The 15,851-nt window shown below is 72.7% G+C and carries 14 protein-coding genes and 1 pseudogene; 9 read left to right on the top strand and 6 right to left on the bottom strand.

Annotated elements, in window-relative coordinates:
* Window positions 1–141 precede the first annotated feature (141 nt).
* Together OHU34_RS38780 and OHU34_RS38775 are read left to right on the top strand one after the other, a co-directional pair.
* The gene (locus tag OHU34_RS38780) at window positions 142–582 is read left to right on the top strand and encodes an SPW repeat protein (RefSeq protein WP_142268773.1); all 441 of its coding nucleotides are present in this window, start codon (window positions 142–144) and stop codon (window positions 580–582) included.
* A 192-nt stretch (window positions 583–774) separates the two neighbouring features.
* Window positions 775–1,377 (top strand): GNAT family N-acetyltransferase, encoded by a 603-nt coding sequence (locus OHU34_RS38775; protein WP_405770892.1) that lies wholly within the window; start codon window positions 775–777, stop codon window positions 1,375–1,377.
* 285 nt (window positions 1,378–1,662) lie between these two features.
* On the opposite strand, the gene OHU34_RS38770 is transcribed toward OHU34_RS38775, so the two are convergent.
* Both OHU34_RS38770 and OHU34_RS38765 read right to left on the bottom strand, forming a co-directional pair.
* Window positions 1,663–2,454, bottom strand: a complete 792-nt coding sequence (locus OHU34_RS38770; protein ID WP_230193749.1) for a GNAT family N-acetyltransferase — start codon at window positions 2,452–2,454, stop codon at window positions 1,663–1,665.
* A gap of 40 nt (window positions 2,455–2,494) precedes the next feature.
* Window positions 2,495–2,893: a MerR family transcriptional regulator gene (locus OHU34_RS38765; RefSeq protein ID WP_142268776.1), complete on the bottom strand. Its 399-nt coding sequence runs from the start codon at window positions 2,891–2,893 to the stop codon at window positions 2,495–2,497.
* A gap of 134 nt (window positions 2,894–3,027) precedes the next feature.
* On the opposite strand from OHU34_RS38765, the gene OHU34_RS38760 reads away from it, so the two are divergent.
* Together OHU34_RS38760 and OHU34_RS38755 are read left to right on the top strand one after the other, a co-directional pair.
* Entirely contained in the window at window positions 3,028–4,227 is a 1,200-nt protein-coding gene (locus OHU34_RS38760; RefSeq protein ID WP_405770888.1) for an MFS transporter, read from the top strand.
* 44 nt (window positions 4,228–4,271) lie between these two features.
* Window positions 4,272–4,454: pseudogene (locus tag OHU34_RS38755) on the top strand (nucleoside deaminase); the annotation flags it as partial.
* A 212-nt stretch (window positions 4,455–4,666) separates the two neighbouring features.
* Here the strand turns inward: OHU34_RS38755 and OHU34_RS38750 are convergent.
* On the bottom strand, window positions 4,667–5,374 hold the full coding sequence (locus tag OHU34_RS38750) for a chaplin (protein WP_230193767.1): 708 nt from the start codon (window positions 5,372–5,374) through the stop codon (window positions 4,667–4,669).
* Window positions 5,375–5,703: 329 nt separating this feature from the next.
* Here OHU34_RS38750 and OHU34_RS38745 point away from each other — a divergent pair, with 329 nt between their 5' ends.
* Both OHU34_RS38745 and OHU34_RS38740 read left to right on the top strand, forming a co-directional pair.
* Complete coding sequence (locus OHU34_RS38745; protein WP_230193768.1) at window positions 5,704–7,323, top strand: alpha/beta hydrolase; 1,620 nt, start codon at window positions 5,704–5,706, stop codon at window positions 7,321–7,323.
* On the top strand, window positions 7,324–8,814 hold the full coding sequence (locus OHU34_RS38740; RefSeq protein ID WP_142268778.1) for an FMN-binding glutamate synthase family protein: 1,491 nt from the start codon (window positions 7,324–7,326) through the stop codon (window positions 8,812–8,814).
* 45 nt (window positions 8,815–8,859) lie between these two features.
* On the opposite strand, the gene OHU34_RS38735 is transcribed toward OHU34_RS38740, so the two are convergent.
* Complete coding sequence (locus OHU34_RS38735) at window positions 8,860–9,642, bottom strand: alpha/beta fold hydrolase (protein WP_142268779.1); 783 nt, start codon at window positions 9,640–9,642, stop codon at window positions 8,860–8,862.
* Between the two features lie 256 nt (window positions 9,643–9,898).
* Between OHU34_RS38735 and OHU34_RS38730 the strand changes: the two genes are divergently transcribed.
* Both OHU34_RS38730 and OHU34_RS38725 read left to right on the top strand, forming a co-directional pair.
* The gene (locus OHU34_RS38730) at window positions 9,899–10,993 is read left to right on the top strand and encodes a chemotaxis protein (protein ID WP_142268780.1); all 1,095 of its coding nucleotides are present in this window, start codon (window positions 9,899–9,901) and stop codon (window positions 10,991–10,993) included.
* A 117-nt stretch (window positions 10,994–11,110) separates the two neighbouring features.
* On the top strand, window positions 11,111–12,136 hold the full coding sequence (locus OHU34_RS38725; RefSeq protein ID WP_142268781.1) for a Gfo/Idh/MocA family protein: 1,026 nt from the start codon (window positions 11,111–11,113) through the stop codon (window positions 12,134–12,136).
* Between the two features lie 13 nt (window positions 12,137–12,149).
* Here OHU34_RS38725 and OHU34_RS38720 read toward each other — a convergent pair whose 3' ends face one another.
* Window positions 12,150–12,563, bottom strand: a complete 414-nt coding sequence (locus OHU34_RS38720; RefSeq protein WP_142268782.1) for an SsgA family sporulation/cell division regulator — start codon at window positions 12,561–12,563, stop codon at window positions 12,150–12,152.
* Window positions 12,564–12,912: 349 nt separating this feature from the next.
* Here OHU34_RS38720 and OHU34_RS38715 point away from each other — a divergent pair, with 349 nt between their 5' ends.
* Window positions 12,913–14,310, top strand: coding sequence for a PP2C family protein-serine/threonine phosphatase (locus tag OHU34_RS38715; RefSeq protein WP_405770882.1), 1,398 nt, complete (start codon window positions 12,913–12,915; stop codon window positions 14,308–14,310).
* 25 nt (window positions 14,311–14,335) lie between these two features.
* Here OHU34_RS38715 and OHU34_RS38710 read toward each other — a convergent pair whose 3' ends face one another.
* Window positions 14,336–15,847 (bottom strand): hypothetical protein, encoded by a 1,512-nt coding sequence (locus OHU34_RS38710; RefSeq protein WP_142268784.1) that lies wholly within the window; start codon window positions 15,845–15,847, stop codon window positions 14,336–14,338.
* Between the last annotated feature and the right edge of the window lie 4 nt (window positions 15,848–15,851).

Genomic DNA, 15,851 nt, shown 5'->3' with positions numbered 1-15,851 from the left:
TTCAGGAACGAATGATCGGATAAACGAACAGCGCGTGCAAACTCTACACATAAAGAATAAATAAGAGCAGAATGGACATGCGCGGCACCTACCGCACACCGCTCCGCAGCGGTCGGGCCTGAGAGTCAAAGGAGACGGATCATGGCCAACGTCTCGCCCACCAGAGGTGACATGTCGACGCACCCCGATGTTCCCGAGATGCAGGCTCGGTACGCCCGCATGCTCGGCGGTCGTGATGTGGCGCTCGTGGACGGACCGGTGTTCCTGCTCGGTCTGTACTGCGCCGTGTCCCCGTGGATCCTGCACTACACCGTCAGCCAGCCGGCGCTCATGACCCACAACCTGATCATCGGGATCGCGATCGGCCTGCTGGCCCTCGGCTTCACCGCGGCTCCCGCGCGGATGTACGGCCTGAGCTGGGCCATGTGCGCGCTGGGCATCTGGATGATCATCGCGCCCTGGGTCGTCGGCGACAGCCCGGACGCCGGTGTCGCGGTCAACAACATCATCATCGGCGCCCTCGCCCTGATCCTGGGGCTGATGTGCACCGTCACGGCGACGAAGAGCACTCCGCAGCCGTAGAGACCCTGTCGCACCCCGGCACGACGGCCGGGGCGTTCCCGCCGTACGCGGGACCGCCCCGGCCGTCGTGCCGGACGCCGCCCGCACGCCACGCCGATGGGCGCCCCCCGGAGCCTTCTCCCGGTCGCACACCTCACGTCAGGCAGTCGATCACCCGTAGGCCACTCGGGTCGTCGCTGGCAGGATCGCCCCATGCAGACCAAGGGGAGTTTCGTCGTGCCGCCCGCTCCGCTGCGGCTCGAAGGGGTGGGGATCACCCTGCGCGAATGGACCGATGACGACCTCGACGCCCTGGTGGAGATGTACGACGACCCGGAGATCGCCCGGTGGACCCCGGTCGCCTCCCCCTTCGACGCCCGGGCGGCCCGCGCCTACCTCGACAAGGCGCGGACGGGCCGGGCCGAAGGACGCACGGCGCAGCTCGCGATCACCACGGACGGCGGGCACCCCAGGGGCGAGGTGCTGCTGTTCCGCAGCGCGTCGGACGAGCGGGACGCCGAACTCGCCTACGGGGTCGGCGCCGGGCACCGCGGACAGGGCCTCGCCGGCCGGGCGGTGCGCCTGGTCGCGGAGCTCGCGCTGCGTGAACTACGGCCACGGCGGCTGGTGTTGTGCATCGAACAGGGGAACACGGCGAGCGAGGCCGTCGCCCGCGCGTGCGGCTTCGCGCTCGCCGACGAGGCGCCCGTGCCCCGCCAGGCCAAGGGCCGCGAAGTCCTGCTGCGCACCTGGTCCCTCCGTCCGGAGGACACCGTCCGGTCGGGCCGCCCGGGAGATGCGGCCCGACCGGCCTGACGCGGGCAATAACGCGAGCGAAAACGTCAACACCTGCCCCGGCACGGCCGCAGCGGAGCGGCTCGTCGTCCCGAGCGACACGGCTGCAGCGGGAGGGCTCGCCCTTCGGGCGGCCGGCCGTCGGCGTGCTGTCGGCGATCGGCGTCGGCGTCCCGGCCGCGCCCGTCGGATCGTTCGCCCGCCGCGGTGCCCGGCGGGGACGGGACCGAGGGCGTCGACCGTGTCGAGTGGCCGCCCCTCCGGATCGAGATCGGCCCGGCCGCGTCGGGCGTCGGCCCTGCCGCCCTACGCCGTGCCGCCCTGCCCCGTGTACACGTACGGCGTCGTCGTGCTCAGGGGCGCGAAGCCCAGGCGTTCGAGGATGGGGCGGCTCTGGTCGGAGGCGTCGACCTGGAGGTAGCGGTAGCCGCGGTCGGCGGCGATGCGGGCGCGGTGGGCGATCAGAGCCCGGTAGACACCTCGGCCGCGCCAGCCCTCGACGGTGCCGCCGCCCCACAGGCCCGCGAACCTCGTTCCCGGGATGAGCTCCATCCGCGCCGAACTCACCGGCACGTCCCCGGCCATCGCGACCAGGGCCACGATCGCGTCCGGGTCGGCGGCGAGACGGGCGCGCAGAAGATCCCGCAGCCAGGAGGCGTCGTGCCCGAACGCCCGCTCGTTGGCCTCGACCATGAGCTCGACCCCCGCCCGGTCCGTGACGGGGACGATGCGGACCCCCTCGGGCGGTCCGGCGTCGATCAGCTGGTCACCGGTCTCGCCGATCATCAGGGTCTCCTCCGGGTCCGCGGTGAAACCGGCCGCGGTGAGCCGCTGCCCGAGGTCGGCCGGACGGTCGTGACCGTGCAGCTTCCACTCGAACTCGTGCCCCAGACCGGTGAAGTAGGCGACCTGTTCCGCGATCACCGCGTCGGCGTCGGCGGAGTCCAGGTCCGACCAGAGCACCCCGCTCCAGCCGCCCTCGCCGCCGACATGGCGGACCACGGACCCGGTCCGTTCGACGCGTGCGTCGGAGCTCTCGGGGCGCGCGCCTTCACGCATCTCCCGGTCGTACAGGGCGAGTACCGCGGCATGATCCATGCGCCCACTCCAGCACCCCCGCCCGGCCGCGACAACGGATTTACGGGGGCGGGGACGAGCGGGGCGCCGCCACGCCGTCCGGCCGCACCGCCGCCAGGTACGCGCTCAGCCGGTCGCGGTTGCGGGCCAGGCAGTCGATCCGGGCCTGGATGCGGTCGATGTGCCCTTCGAGGAGGGCGGCGGTCTGCGGGGTGAGGTGCTCTGCGGGCAGGACGATCTCGTCGGGGCCGGACAGATACGGCAGGATCGCGCGGATCATCTCGGTGGTGAGGCCGGAGTCGAGCAGCCCGCGGATCTGCTGGACGTCCCGGACGGCCGCCTCCCCGTAGGAGCGGTAGCCGTTCTCCCCGCGGTCGGGGTGCAGCAGGTCCTGCTCCTCGTAGTAGCGCAGCAGCCGGGTGGGGACACCGGTGCGGCCGGAGAGGTCGCCGATCTTCATGCCGCGCTCCGATCTTCGCTCACCGTCACCGCTCACCGTCACCGCTCGGCGCAGCGGCTCCCCGCCGTCGCTCCGTGAGCGGCGCGCGGGGCACGCTTGCCTTCACACTGATGTGAATGTTCGACCATGGTGGCATGTCCACCACCTCCATGGTCAAGGGCACCGCTGTGCCCGCGTCCCTGCCCTGGCCGGGGCTGCTCGCCCTGTCCACGGCCGCCTTCACCGCCGTGGTGACCGAGCTGCTGCCCGCCGGGCTGCTGCCGCGCATGGCACCGGCCCTCGGCGTCCCCGAGGCCCGGGTGGGATTCCTGGTCACCGGGTACGCGGTGGCGTCGTTCGTGGCAGCGATCCCGGTGACGGCACTGCTGCGCGGCCTGCCGCGCCGACCGGTCCTCGTCGGCACCCTGCTGGGCTTCGCGCTGAGCAACGCGGTGGTCGCGCTGTCGTCGTCGTACGGCCTCACCTTCACCGCGCGCCTGGTCGCCGGTGTCATGGGCGGCACGCTGTGGGCGATGCTCGCCGGGTACGCGGCCCGGATGGTGCCGGCCGAGCGACGCGGCCGGGCGATCGCGGTCGTGCTCGCCGGCATCACGCTCGCGCTGTCGCTGGGTGTGCCCGCCGGAACGGCGCTGGCCGAGGTGGTGGGCTGGCGCGCGGCGTTCGGGCTGCTGTCCGCACTGGCGGTGCTGCTGGTGGGCTGGGTGCGGTGGCGGGTCCCCGACTTCCCGGGCGAGGCACGGGGCGAGCGGGTGCCGTTGGCCCGGGTCGCCCTGCTGCCGGGGCTCCCGGTGATCCTTTCCGTCACCCTGTTCCTGTTGCTGGGCCACCAGGTGCTCTACACGTACATCGCGCCCTTCACCGAGCACGCGGGGTTCGGACGTACGGATGTGGTGCTGCTGGTGTTCGGGGCGTCCACCGTCGCCGGGATCTGGGGGACGGGCCTGCTGGTGGACCGGCGCCCGCGGGCCACGCTGCTCGGCGCGCTCGCCCTGTGCGCGGCGGTCATGCTCGCCCTCGGCCGGTACGCCGACGCGCCCTCCGTGCTGCTGGTCTCCGTAGCCCTGTGGGGAGTGGCCTTCGGCGGGGCGCCGACCCTCATCCAGACGGCACTGGTGAACGCCTCGGGGCCCGCCGCCTCCGACGTGGCGACCTCGCTCCAGACGACGGTGTACAACGCGGGCATCGCGGGCGGCTCGCTGACCGGAGGTGTGGTCCTGGGAGCGCTGGGCGCGGGGGCCCTGCCGTGGACGGCACTGCCGCTGGTCGCGCTGGCCCTCACCGCGGTCGCGCTGGGCCGCGGGCACGCCTTTCCGGTCGGGCGGAGCCGAGCCTAGGTTGGGCGGCCAGGCCCGGGTCAACCGTCGAGGAGCCGTACACCATGGTCGAGGCCGCCGAACTGCCGTATCTGCGCCGCTGCGTGGAACTCGCCGCCGAGGCGCCGCGGGTCGGCGACGAGCTGTTCGGTTCCGTACCGGTGGGCGCGGACGGCACGGTGCTCGCCGAGGACCACAACCGGGTGGCCTACGGCGACCGCACCCGGCATCCCGAGCACGAGGTCGCCCCCTGAACGACGGTGGAGGGACCGGTTCCCGAGCTGGTCGAGGAGGTACACGCCCTGCACCGGCGGTTCCGCGACGGCTGAGGCGGACCCACCCGCCCGCACCCCGCGCTTCGACGGCCCACCCCCTGCGGCGCGCCGGACCGCCACAGGCCCCCCGCCCCCGCCCGACCTGACCGAGGGGGCCTGCGCACTCCCGCTCCGAGGAGGGCGGCTCAGCGCTCCGCGTGCGGGCGGAACCGCCGCTGGAGGGCCAGACCGCCGAGCAGCAGGGCCGCGCTGCCGGCGACGGCCGGCAGAGTGGCGTCTGCCCCCGTGTGGGCGAGCGAGGACACGGCCTCGGGCACCCCGATCTGGGGCGCGACGGCCGGCGCCTGCGGAACGGCCCGCGGGCCGGGGTGCTGCGGCTCCGAGGGCGGCTCGTGCCGGGTCGGCGGCTGCGGCGCGGGCTCGCCGGGCGGCGGGGGCTCCTCGTCGGACACGTTGACGGACTCGTTGCCGAATGCCGGGTTCGCGATGCCGACGACGTTCACGCTGTTGCCGCTGACGTTCACCGGGAGATGGACCGGCAACTGGATGCCGTTGCCGGAGACGACGCCCGGGGAGCCCTGCGTGACGCCGTGTGCGGTGGCCCCGCCGCCTGAGGACGCTCCGTGCGTGGCGGCCCCACCACCGGACGAAGCGCCGTGCTTCCCGGGAGCGGCCGCCGCGCCCTTGTCGGCACAGGTGTTGCCCGCGGCGGGGTTCAGCACGCCCACCACGTTCACCGTGTTCCCGCACAGGTTCACCGGGAGGTGCACCGGCAGCTGGACACCGTTGCCGGAGATCAGTCCGGGCGAGCCGGCCGCTGAGCCGTCCGCCGCGGAGTCGGCATGTGCGGGCAGTGTCACAGCCATCGCGCCGGAAACTGCGGCGACGGCCATCACACCGGTTCGGGTAACCCGTCTCATGGGTCCCTGCCTTCCAGACTTGAATCGCGGGCACTCGCCCGCACCCGGTAGAACGTCGGCGCACCATCCGGGTTATGCCTGAACACCCTTTCACCCCATTGGGTCACCTTTGCGATCCCTCTTCGGCCCTCTGGTCGAACTGGTGTCAGCCCCTTCGCACGGGCCTCGCGGGGCGCCCCGGGCGCACCCGGCGCAGAGGCGCGGGGTGCGCCCCGCCCGCCCGGAGGCGGGTCGTCGGCAGGCCGCCTATCGTGAGCCAGGGCGCCGTTCCCGGACCGCTGCGGGCGTCCCTGGAGGCACTGATGCTGGCCAAGCTGCCGACGCGCCCCGGGCTGCGACGTTGCGCGCTCGCCGCCACCGCCGCACTCACCCTGGTGGGCGCGGGCCTGCCGACGGTGACCGCGAACCGGAACACCGCCGAGGGCGACCGTCCCGACCTCTCCCGGTTCTACGACCAGAAGGTCACGTGGTCGGCGTGCGACGGCGACGGCATGCCCAAGGACCTCCAGTGCGCCGACCTGACCGTCCCCCTCGACTACGGCCGTCCCAAGGCCGGCACGCTCGACCTCGCGCTCGCCCGCTACCGGGCCACGGGCGACAAGCGCGGCTCGGTGGTGCTCAACTTCGGCGGTCCCGGCGGCCCCGGTGTTCCCGAACTCGCCTACGGAGGCAAGGAGTTCATGGATCTCACCGACGGCTACGACGTGGTCACCCTCGATCCCCGGGGGGTCGGCCGCTCCTCCCCCGTCAGCTGCGGGGACGGTGCGGACAGCGGACTGGCCTCCCTGGACGCCGACTCGGCCCTCGCCGATCCCCAGGCGCTCCTCACGAGATTGAAGCGGGTGGCCGGCGACTGCGCCGAGCACTCCGGGCCGGTGCTGCCGCACATAGGCACCGTCGACGCGGCACAGGACCTGGACGTACTGCGCGCGGCACTCGGTGACAAGAAGCTCAACTACCTGGGGTTCTCGTACGGCACCCGGCTCGGCGCGGTGTACGCCGCCCGGTTCCCCGACAAGGTGGGCCGGGTGGTCCTCGACGGCGTCGACACCCTGACCGAGCCGCTCACCGAGCAGGGCCTCGCGGGCGCCCGGGGGCAGCAGGTGGCGCTGGACGACTTCGTCGGCTGGTGCACGAAGGACATCGCCTGCCCGTTCGGGCAGGATCCGCGCGTGGCCCGCGAGGAGGTCGTCCGGCTCGTGCGCTCGCTGGACGAGGACCCGGTGCCGACCGACTTCGGCGACGACTTCTCCGGCCAGGACCTCGTCGGCGCGCTCGGACAGGGGCTGTACAGCAAGGAGCTGTGGCCCCTGCTGGAGCGGGCGCTGGCCCAGCTCATCGAGAGCGGGGACGCCAGCGGGGTCCTGAGCTTCGCGACCGGCGGCTTCGCCCTGCCGCTGCCGTTCCCGCTCCGGGCCGCGGGCCGCGGCGAGCCCTCCCCCGGGGCGCTCGTCGAGGAGGAGGACGTCCCCCTCGACAACCTGCCCGCGGCGCTGATGGCGATCAACTGCGCCGACGATCCCGACCGCCCCACGGCCGCGCAGATCTCCGCGGACCTCAAGCGGCTGCGCGCCGCGTACGACAAGGCCTCTCCGGTCTTCGGGCAGTACCGCCTCACCGAGGTGCTGATGTGCTACGGCCGCCCCAGGGGAACCGATTTCATCCGCGACGAGGTGAAGGACCTGAGCAGCCCGGAGATGCTGCTGGTCGGCACGCGCGGGGACCCGGCGACGCCGTACCACTGGACCGTGGAGACGGCGAAGCGTCTCGGTGCCGCTGCCGTGGTGCTCGACAACAAGGGCGACGGCCACACCGGATACGGGTCGTCCAAGTGCGTGCACCGCAAGGTCGACGACTTCCTGCTCTACGGCTCCCTCCCGCCCAGCGGCAGCTCCTGCGGGCCCGACGAGGACGACGACTGAGTGCGCCGGCTCCTGCCACTGCTGCTCGTCTGCCTCCTCGCGGCCGGGACGACGGTCGCCTCGTCCGCCCGGTCCGCCTGGTGGTGGCTCGCGGCCGGACCGCTGCTGGCGGCGGCCTGTCTGGGGGGCTGGGACCTGCTCCAGCGCCGCCGCTCCGAACTGCGCAACCACCCGCTGGTCGGGCGGCTGCGATATCCGACGCAGGAGGTACGCGCGCGTGCCCGGAGCGGCGACGCGCGGGAGCCGTTCGGCGGCGACCGGGACGCGTACGAATATCTGGTGCCGTCGCTGCGGCCGGTCGAGCCGGCCGAGGAGCCGCCGGTGGTGCGGGTGGGCGGGCCGGACTGCTCCCAGCCCTACGACATGGCGCTGCTGAACGTGTCCGCGATGAGTTTCGGGGCGCTGTCGTCGCGCGCGGTGCTCGCCCTCAACAGGGGCGCGGCGCTGGGACGTTTCGCGCAGGACACCGGGGAGGGCGGGCTGTCGGAGCACCATCTGCGCGGCGGCGGCGACCTGGTCTGGGAGATCGGGACGGGGTACTTCGGCTGCCGCGACGCCGACGGCGGCTTCGACGCAAGGGAGTTCGCGGACAAGGCGGCGCTGCCCGAGGTGAGGTGCGTGTCGTTGAAGCTGTCCCAGGGGTCGGCGCCGGGCAGCGGCGGGGTGCTGCCCGGGGTGAAGGTGAGCGCCGAGATCGCGCGGGAACGGAAGGTCCCGGTGGGCGAGACGGTGGTGTCGCCGCCCTCGCACCGGGTCTTCTCGACGCCGCGTGAACTGGTGCTGTTCCTGGCCCGGCTGCGTGAGCTGGCGGGCGGCAAACCGACCGGGTTCAAGCTGTGCGTGGGCTCGCGGCGGGAGTTCCTCGCGGTGTGCCGGGCGATGGTGGCGGAGGGTCTGACGCCCGACTTCGTGGTGGTGGACGGGTCGGAGGGCGGCACCGGCGCCGGACCTGCGGGGTTCGCCGGCCGCCTCGGTATGCCGCTCACCCAGGGGCTGATCACCGTGCACAACGCCCTGGTCGGCGTCGGGCTCCGGGACCGGGTCCGGATCGGGGCGAGCGGCCGGGTGGCCACCGGCTCGGACATCGTCACCCGTCTCGCGCAGGGCGCCGACTACACCAACGCGGCCCGGGCGATGATGCGCGCCGTCGGCTGTGTCGGCGCGCTGCGATGCCACACCGGGACCTGCCCGGCCGGCGTCGCGACCCAGGATCCGCTGCGGACGCGCTCCTTGAACGTGGCCGACAAGGCCCGGCGGGTCCGGCGCTACCAGCGGGAGACGGTGCGTGACGCCGTCCGGATCATGGCGGCGATGGGCATCCGCGAGCCGGCCGAACTCACTCCTGGCCATCTGGTCCGGCGGACGCGGCCGGGCACGGTCCGTTCGTACGCGGAGCTGTACGAGTGGCTGGCCCCGGGAGAACTGCTCGCCGGACCACCGCCGTCCTGGGAGACGGACTGGAAGGCCGCGGACCCGGACAGCTTCGGCTAGCGGCCCCGCGGCCGACGGCCACGAGACCTACCGCGGCTGCAACGGCTACGAGGGCTTGACGGTGACGAAGGCGTCGATCGCCGCCGTCAGCTCGGCCGGCTTCTCGACCGGGAGTTCGTGGCCCGCGTCGAGGACGCGGACGGTGGCGTCCGGATAGGCCTTGGCCATGCGCAGCATCTGCTGCACCGGGAGCTGGATGTCGTGGTAGCCGTGGATCATCAGGGTCGGGGCCTGGATCTCCCCGACCCGGTCCAGCACGTCGAAGGCCCGCATGGCGCCGTACAGCGTCATGACCACCTCACGCGGGGTGTCCGCGGAGGACTTGATGTACGCGCGGATCTCCTCGCGGGGGTAACCGGGAGCGAAGGCCCGCTGGATGTTGGTGGCGACGAACAGCTTGAAGGGGACGAGGGTGGAGACGCCCATCAGCAGACCCCTGCCCCGGCTGTAGGTCATCCGGCCGATGGAGTTCACCAGCACCATGCGCTCCACCCGTTCGGGGTGGGAGAGGGCGACGGTCTGCGAGATCATCCCGCCCATCGAGTGGCCGATCAGCACGAACCGTTCGATCTCCAGGTGGTCGAGGAGGGCAAGGAGGTCCGTCGCCAGCTCCGCGACCGTCTTCACGCCGGCACCGCTGCTCTCGCCGTGCCCGCGCAGGTCGAGCCGGATCACCCGGCGCCGCTCGGCGAAGTGCGCCACCTGGTGGTCCCAGCGGTGCCGGTTCGCCGTCCAGCCGTGCACGAACACCAGGGGCACCCCGTCGCCGTCGCGCGGGCCCTCGTCGTCGTACGTCAGTGCTGCGCCGTCGACTTCGAGCTGCGGCATGGGTGCCTCCTGCGGTGCGGTCCCGGTTACTGACGCGTACGGTAACCGGCCGAGGGGGTCGCCGTCACCGTCGGGCGCCTACGAGATCGCGCAGGTGCGATGGCTCGCGCATCAGCACAAGGCTTCCCCCGGCGGCCGGGGAACGCCCGCCGACCACCGCTGCGACCCCGACGGCGACCGCGACAGCGCAGGGGACCGGAGGTGTACCGATATTGCCCCAAATGCCTTAACGGCAATTGGGACCTATCGTGCCGATATGGAGCACGCACTCAGCCCAACGACCCTCTCCGAACTGCGCCGCCCGCGCCCCTATCCCGCGGTGTCCGTGCTGACGCCGACGCACCGCCGTGAACCCGAGAACGCCCAGGACCGGGTCCGGCTGCGCAATGTCGTGGCCGAGGCGAAGAAACAGCTGGAGACCGACCCCGCGGTCAGCCGCGAGCGGCGCGCCGACGTCACCGACCAGCTCGACCGGGCCCTGGCCGAGGTCGACCTGGCGCACACCGAGGACGGCCTGGTCATCTACGCCGCCCCGGGCGAGCACCAGGTGTGGTCCCTGGCCCGTGCCGTCCCGGAACGCGTCGTGCTCTCCGACACCTTCCTGACCCGCAACCTGGTCTCGGCCCAGGCCGCCGAACGCCCGTTCTGGGTCCTGTCGGTCTCCGCCGACCGCGTCACGTTGTGGAACGGCGGCGCCGACCGGATCACCGAGGAGCACTCCGGCGGCTTCCCGCTGGTCAGGAGCCAGCCGAACTTCGACGCCGAACGCATGGAGCGGATCGGCGACCTGCCCAGCACGTTCCGCGACGAGGACACCCGTCACTTCCTGCGTGAGGCCGACACCGCGCTCGGCGGACTGCTGCGCCAGGACCCGCGACCGCTGTACGTCACCGGCGAGCAGGCGGCGCTGTCGCTCCTCGACGAACTGGGCGGAGTCACCCGGGACGCGGTGCACGTCGCGCACGGCGGACTCTCCCACGGCACACCCGACACGGTGTGGCAGGCGGTGCGCCCGCTGCACGACGCGGAGGCCCGCCGGAACACCGCCGCCGTCGCCCGGGAGCTCGACTCGGCCCGTGGACACAAGACGTTCGCGGCCGGCGTCGACGAGCTCTGGCAGAACGCCCGGGAGGGCCGGATCCGGCTGCTGGCCGTCGAGGAGAACTACCGTGTCACGGTCCGCGACGGCGGCGACCATCTCGTCCCCGCCCTGAGCGACGATCTCGACGCCCGCGAGGACATCGTGGACGAGATCGTCGAGCAGTGCCTGGAGACGGGCGCCGAGGTGCGCTTCGTACCCGACGGCGCACTGGGCGACGCGGACGGGATGGCAGGCGTGCTGCGCTACTGACCCCGCTCGACGGCGGCCCGGCGGTTGCACCGGCGTTGCACCGGCCGGGGCCCCGGCAGCGGCTTTCACCGGCGGCGTACGCTACGGCGTGATCGTCCACCGGGAGGGTGAGTACGCGTGAGTGACCTGCTGGGCGTGGCCGTGCTGGGTGCCGGACACATGGGAGCCGACCACATACGCCGCCTCGATCGCGTGGTCAGCGGAGCCAGGGTCGCCGCCGTGGCCGATCCCGATGCCGCGCGCGCGAAGGAGGCCGTGGCCGGGATCGAGGGGGTGACGGTCCACACGGAGGTCGAGGCCGCGCTCGACGCGCCCGGCGTCGAGGCCGTACTGATCGCCTCGCCCGGCCCCGCGCACCGGGAGGCGCTGCTCGCGGCCTTCGCCCGCGGGCTCCCGGTGCTGTGCGAGAAGCCCATGGTGCCGGACTCGGCCGGGGCGCTGCGCGTGCTGGAGGCGGAGGCCCGGCTGGGGCGGCGGCTGACGCAGATCGGGTTCATGCGGCGCTACGACGCCGGGTACCGCAGGCTCAAGGCGCTGCTGGACGACGGGCGGCTCGGACGGCCGCTGATGCTGCACTGCGTGCACCGCAACGTCTCCTCACCGCCGGGCTTCACCAGCGCGATGCTGATCGACAGCTCGGTGTCGCACGAGATCGACGCGGCCCGCTGGCTGCTCGGCCAGGAGCTGACCGCGGTCACCGTGCGGCGCCCGCGCCCCTCCGCCGGCGCCCCGCAGGGCCTGCTCGACCCGCAGTTCGTGCTCTTCGAGACCGACGGGGGCGCCCTGGTCGACGTGGAGGTCTTCGTCAACTGCGGCTTCGGGTACCAGGTGCGCTGCGAGGCCGTGTGCGAGGCGGGCAGCGCGCGGATCGGCGACGACCAGGGGATGCTCGTCACCGCAGGGGGAACCGCCGCCGCGGAGGTGCCCCAGGACTACCTCGTGCGGTTCGTGGAGGCCTACGACCGCGAGGTGCAGGCCTGGGTCGACGCCACCCGGCGCGGTCTGGTCACCGGCCCGACCGTCTGGGACGGCTACGCGGCCTCCGTCGTCGCCGAGGCCGGGATCCGGGCCCTGGAGAGCGACACGCGCGTCGCGGTCGAACTCGCCCCGCGCCCCGGCCTGTACACCGCGGGCGGTCACTGACACCCGGCGGGTCTCAGGCACTGCCGAGCAGGGCCTCCAGCCCCTGGTCGACGGCGGCGCCGACATCCTCCCGGCCCGCCGCGACCACGGCGTAACTGCGCAGCAGGAACCGCCGCAGGGCACCCGTCTCGAACTGGAGCAGGGCCAGACCGAGCGGGGAGTGGAACTCCACCACCGTGCGCACCGGCCCACAGGGCCAGATGTGCACGTCTCCGCTCCCGGCCGGATCGCTCACGCCCTGCTCCAGCAGGGCCCGGCCGAAGGTCCAGGTGACGGCCTCACCCGCGAGGGACACCTCCGGCGGGAAGTCGACGTGCACGGCGAACGGGTCGGTGGAGTCGTAGCGGAGCGTGGCGGGCACGGGCAGCTCCTGGTCCTCCGCGGTGATCAAGCGGGCGCGGACGGGTTGTTCAAGAGTGATGTCCATGCATGTACGACCCCGCGGGGGCCTCTTGCATTACGCGAAAGCGGTCTCCAATTCTTGTGACCTGCGTCACAGTTGCTCTTGCCTGGAACATCAGCCCGGCGAACATGCGACCGATGGTCACCTCGACCCCCTCAGGAGTCCCCCAAGTCACGTACGTCACCTACGACTTGACCCCCGCCCAGCGCCCACCGGCCACCTCCCGCCGCCCCTCCCCGAAGACACTGGCATATGCCAGAAGCACCACCGAATCGTGTGTTGCCAAATCCCTTACACGCCGTCGCGGGCTGTGCAACAGTCGTAACGGCCCTTGCGCCAGCCTTCGCCGTACCGTCCCGCATCGGAGTGCGTCATGCCGCCCCATGTCTCTGCGGACCGCTCAGCCGCCCAGCCGCCGGGGCGCGGCTCGGTCGACGCGCTGATCACGCAGACGCGACGGCTCAAGGGCGACATGGACGCCGTACGGCAGGACACCCGGCGCGACGCGGCGGACCCGCAGGGCCGCTGGCAGCGCGCGCTCTGCGATCTGGCGCTGCACCAACTCGACGATCTCGACACGCACTTGGCGCAGTTGCGGGACGGGCCGCCGCCCGTGCCGGCCGCCGGGCCCGCGCCCGCCGCACCGGTCGCTTCCCGGCGCGAGTCGCTGCTGAGCCGGGTCGGCAGCGCGGAGTGGAACCTGCTGACGGACGAGGCCCTCTGGTCCGAGGAGCTCTACGGGATCCTCGGCCGCGGCCCCACCGCCCCCCCGCTCACCCTCGACGAACTGCCGGCGCTCGTCCTCGACGAGGACAGGCCGAAGCTGACCGCGATGGTCACGGACTGCCTGATCGACGCCCGGCCCATCGACGGCGAGTTCCGCGTGGTGCGCCCGGACGGCGAGCAGCGCACCGTGCACATGATGGGCGAGCCCGTGCTCGACGCCGAGGGCGGCACCACCTCGATGTGGGCCGTGCTACGGGACGTCAGCGAACTGCGGCGCAGCCAGCGCGCCGTGCGCGAGAGCCGTGACTCGCTCCAGCGGCAGCGGCACCTGGCCCAGACCGAACACCGGCTCGCGGTGGAGTTCCAGGAGGCAGTGCTGCCGCCGTGGCGCGGCTCCCCGCGCCTGCCGCACCAGGGCCCCCGCTCCCTCGACCTCGCCGCCCACTATCTGCCCGCCGCGACGACCTCGCGGATCGGCGGCGACTGGTACGACGCGCTCGAACTCGCCGACGGGCACACGCTGCTGAGCGTCGGTGACCTCACCGGCCACGGCCCGACCGTCACCTCGACCACGGCGATGCTGCTGGGCGCCCTGCGCGGAATGGCCATGGCGGGCACCCACCCGGCCCAACTGATGGCCTGGCTCAACCAGTTACTGGACGCCACGGTCCAACCGGCCCTGGGCAGCGCGGTCTGCTGCCGCTACCGGCCGGACACCCGCACCCTGATGTGGGCGCAGGCCGGACACCCCGTCCCCTTGCTGTTCCGCGACGGGACGGGTCGCCGGCTGGACGCACCTCAGGGGGTGCTCCTCGGAGCCACCGCACGCGCCGCCTACGGGCAGGCCGAGGAGACCCTCGAAGAAGGCGACCTCCTTCTGCTGCACACCGACGGGCTGGCGCCCGCCGACCGCCTCCTCGGCCTGGCCCCTCGGCTGGACAGGGCGCGCACCGCACAGGAGTGTGTGCGGATGGTCGTGGAGGAGTGCGGCGAGAGCGAACGCGCCGACGACGCCTGCGTGCTGGTCGCCCGGGTCACCCGCTGAGCGGACCGACCGACGACAACCCCCTTCACACCTGAGTGCCGTTGCCCCCCTTGCTCGCCCTGCTGCCCTTCTGCTTCGGCAGCGCCAGCCTGATCTCCTCCCGCAGTTCACTGATCCTCGGGTAGCCCGCGTACTGCGCGGTGAGCCGGTACATCTGGCTCAGCCGGTCCCAGGTGCGCCGGGAGGAGTTCGATCCCATCGACATCAGGGCCAGCCGCGCGAAACGGTCCGCCTGCTCGGGGTCGTCGGCGATGAAGCAGGCGGACGCCATGGACAGATGGTCGAAGATCTTCGACCGTTCCCGCCCGTCGACGCGCAACGCCAGCGCCTTCTCCGCGTAGTACTGGGCGTGCGCGGCCGCCTGTGGCTCGAACTCGGCCAGCGTCCGGTAGGCCAGCGCCTGCATGCCGTACAGATCCTCGTCCTTGAAGGTCTGCATCCAGGACGGCGGTGTGACGTCACCCTTGCCGGAGACGAAGAGGTCCTCCGCCTGACCGAGGGTGCGGCGCATGGCCTGGCCCTTGCCCATCGACGCCTGCGCCCAGGCCTCGATGGTGTGGAACATCGCCCGGGTGCGCGGGGTCACGTTGGCACCGGAACCGGACTGGGCGAGTTTCATCAGGTCGAGCGCCTCGTCCGGCCGCCCGAGATGGACCATCTGACGGGCCGCCCGGGAGAGCGCCTCGCCGGCCCGCGGGCGGTCACCGCCCTCTCGTGCGGCATGGGCGGCGATGACGAAGTACTTCTGGGCCGTGGGCTCCAGACCGACGTCGTGCGACATCCAGCCCGCGAGGACGGCGAGGTTGGCCGCGACGCCCCACAGGCGTCGCTGGAGATGGGAGGGGTGTCGGTAGGCGAGGATGCCGCCCACCTCGTTGAGCTGCCCCACCACGGCCTTGCGCTGCAGCCCGCCTCCGCGGGCGGCGTCCCAGGCCCGGAACACCTCCACCGAGCGCTCGAGTTCGTCCACCTCCTCCGTTCCGATGGGGGCGGCCTCGTAGCGGTCGAACCCGGCGGGGTCGGCATGGTGGAGGAGGGGGTGGTCGATGACAGGAGCGTCGGAGGAAAGGGTGGGGTCGGTGTGCAGCCACTCGTGCATGGCACTGCTGAGAGCTGATCCCGCGGCGAGCGCGGCACCCGCGCCCACCAAGCCGCGTCGGTTGAGCATGAGGTCCATTCCCGTGAATTCGGTGAGGACCGCAGCAGTCCGTTCGGGCGCCCACGGCACGTCGTCGGGATGTTCCACACTCCCGCCACCGGGCCGATTCCCTGTACGCCCGTGCCGGACCAGACCGAGGTCCTCGATGGTCACGACACGGCCGAGACGCTCGGTGAACAGGACCGCCAGCACCCGCGGTACCGGATCGCGCGGGATCTCTCCCGTGTCGATCCACCGCCGCACCCGGGAGGTGTCGGTCGACAGCTGGGGGTGGCCCATGGCCGCCGCCTGCCGGTTGACCAGCCTCGCGAGTTCCCCTTTGGACCAGCCGGCCAGGCCGAACAGGTCCGAGAGGCGGGTGTTGGGTTGTCCGCTCACGTCA

The organism is Streptomyces sp. NBC_00080, from assembly GCF_045041255.1.
In the GTDB taxonomy this organism is placed as follows: Bacteria; Actinomycetota; Actinomycetes; order Streptomycetales; family Streptomycetaceae; genus Streptomyces; species Streptomyces coriariae.
This window is presented reverse-complemented; position numbering and strand designations above follow the sequence as displayed.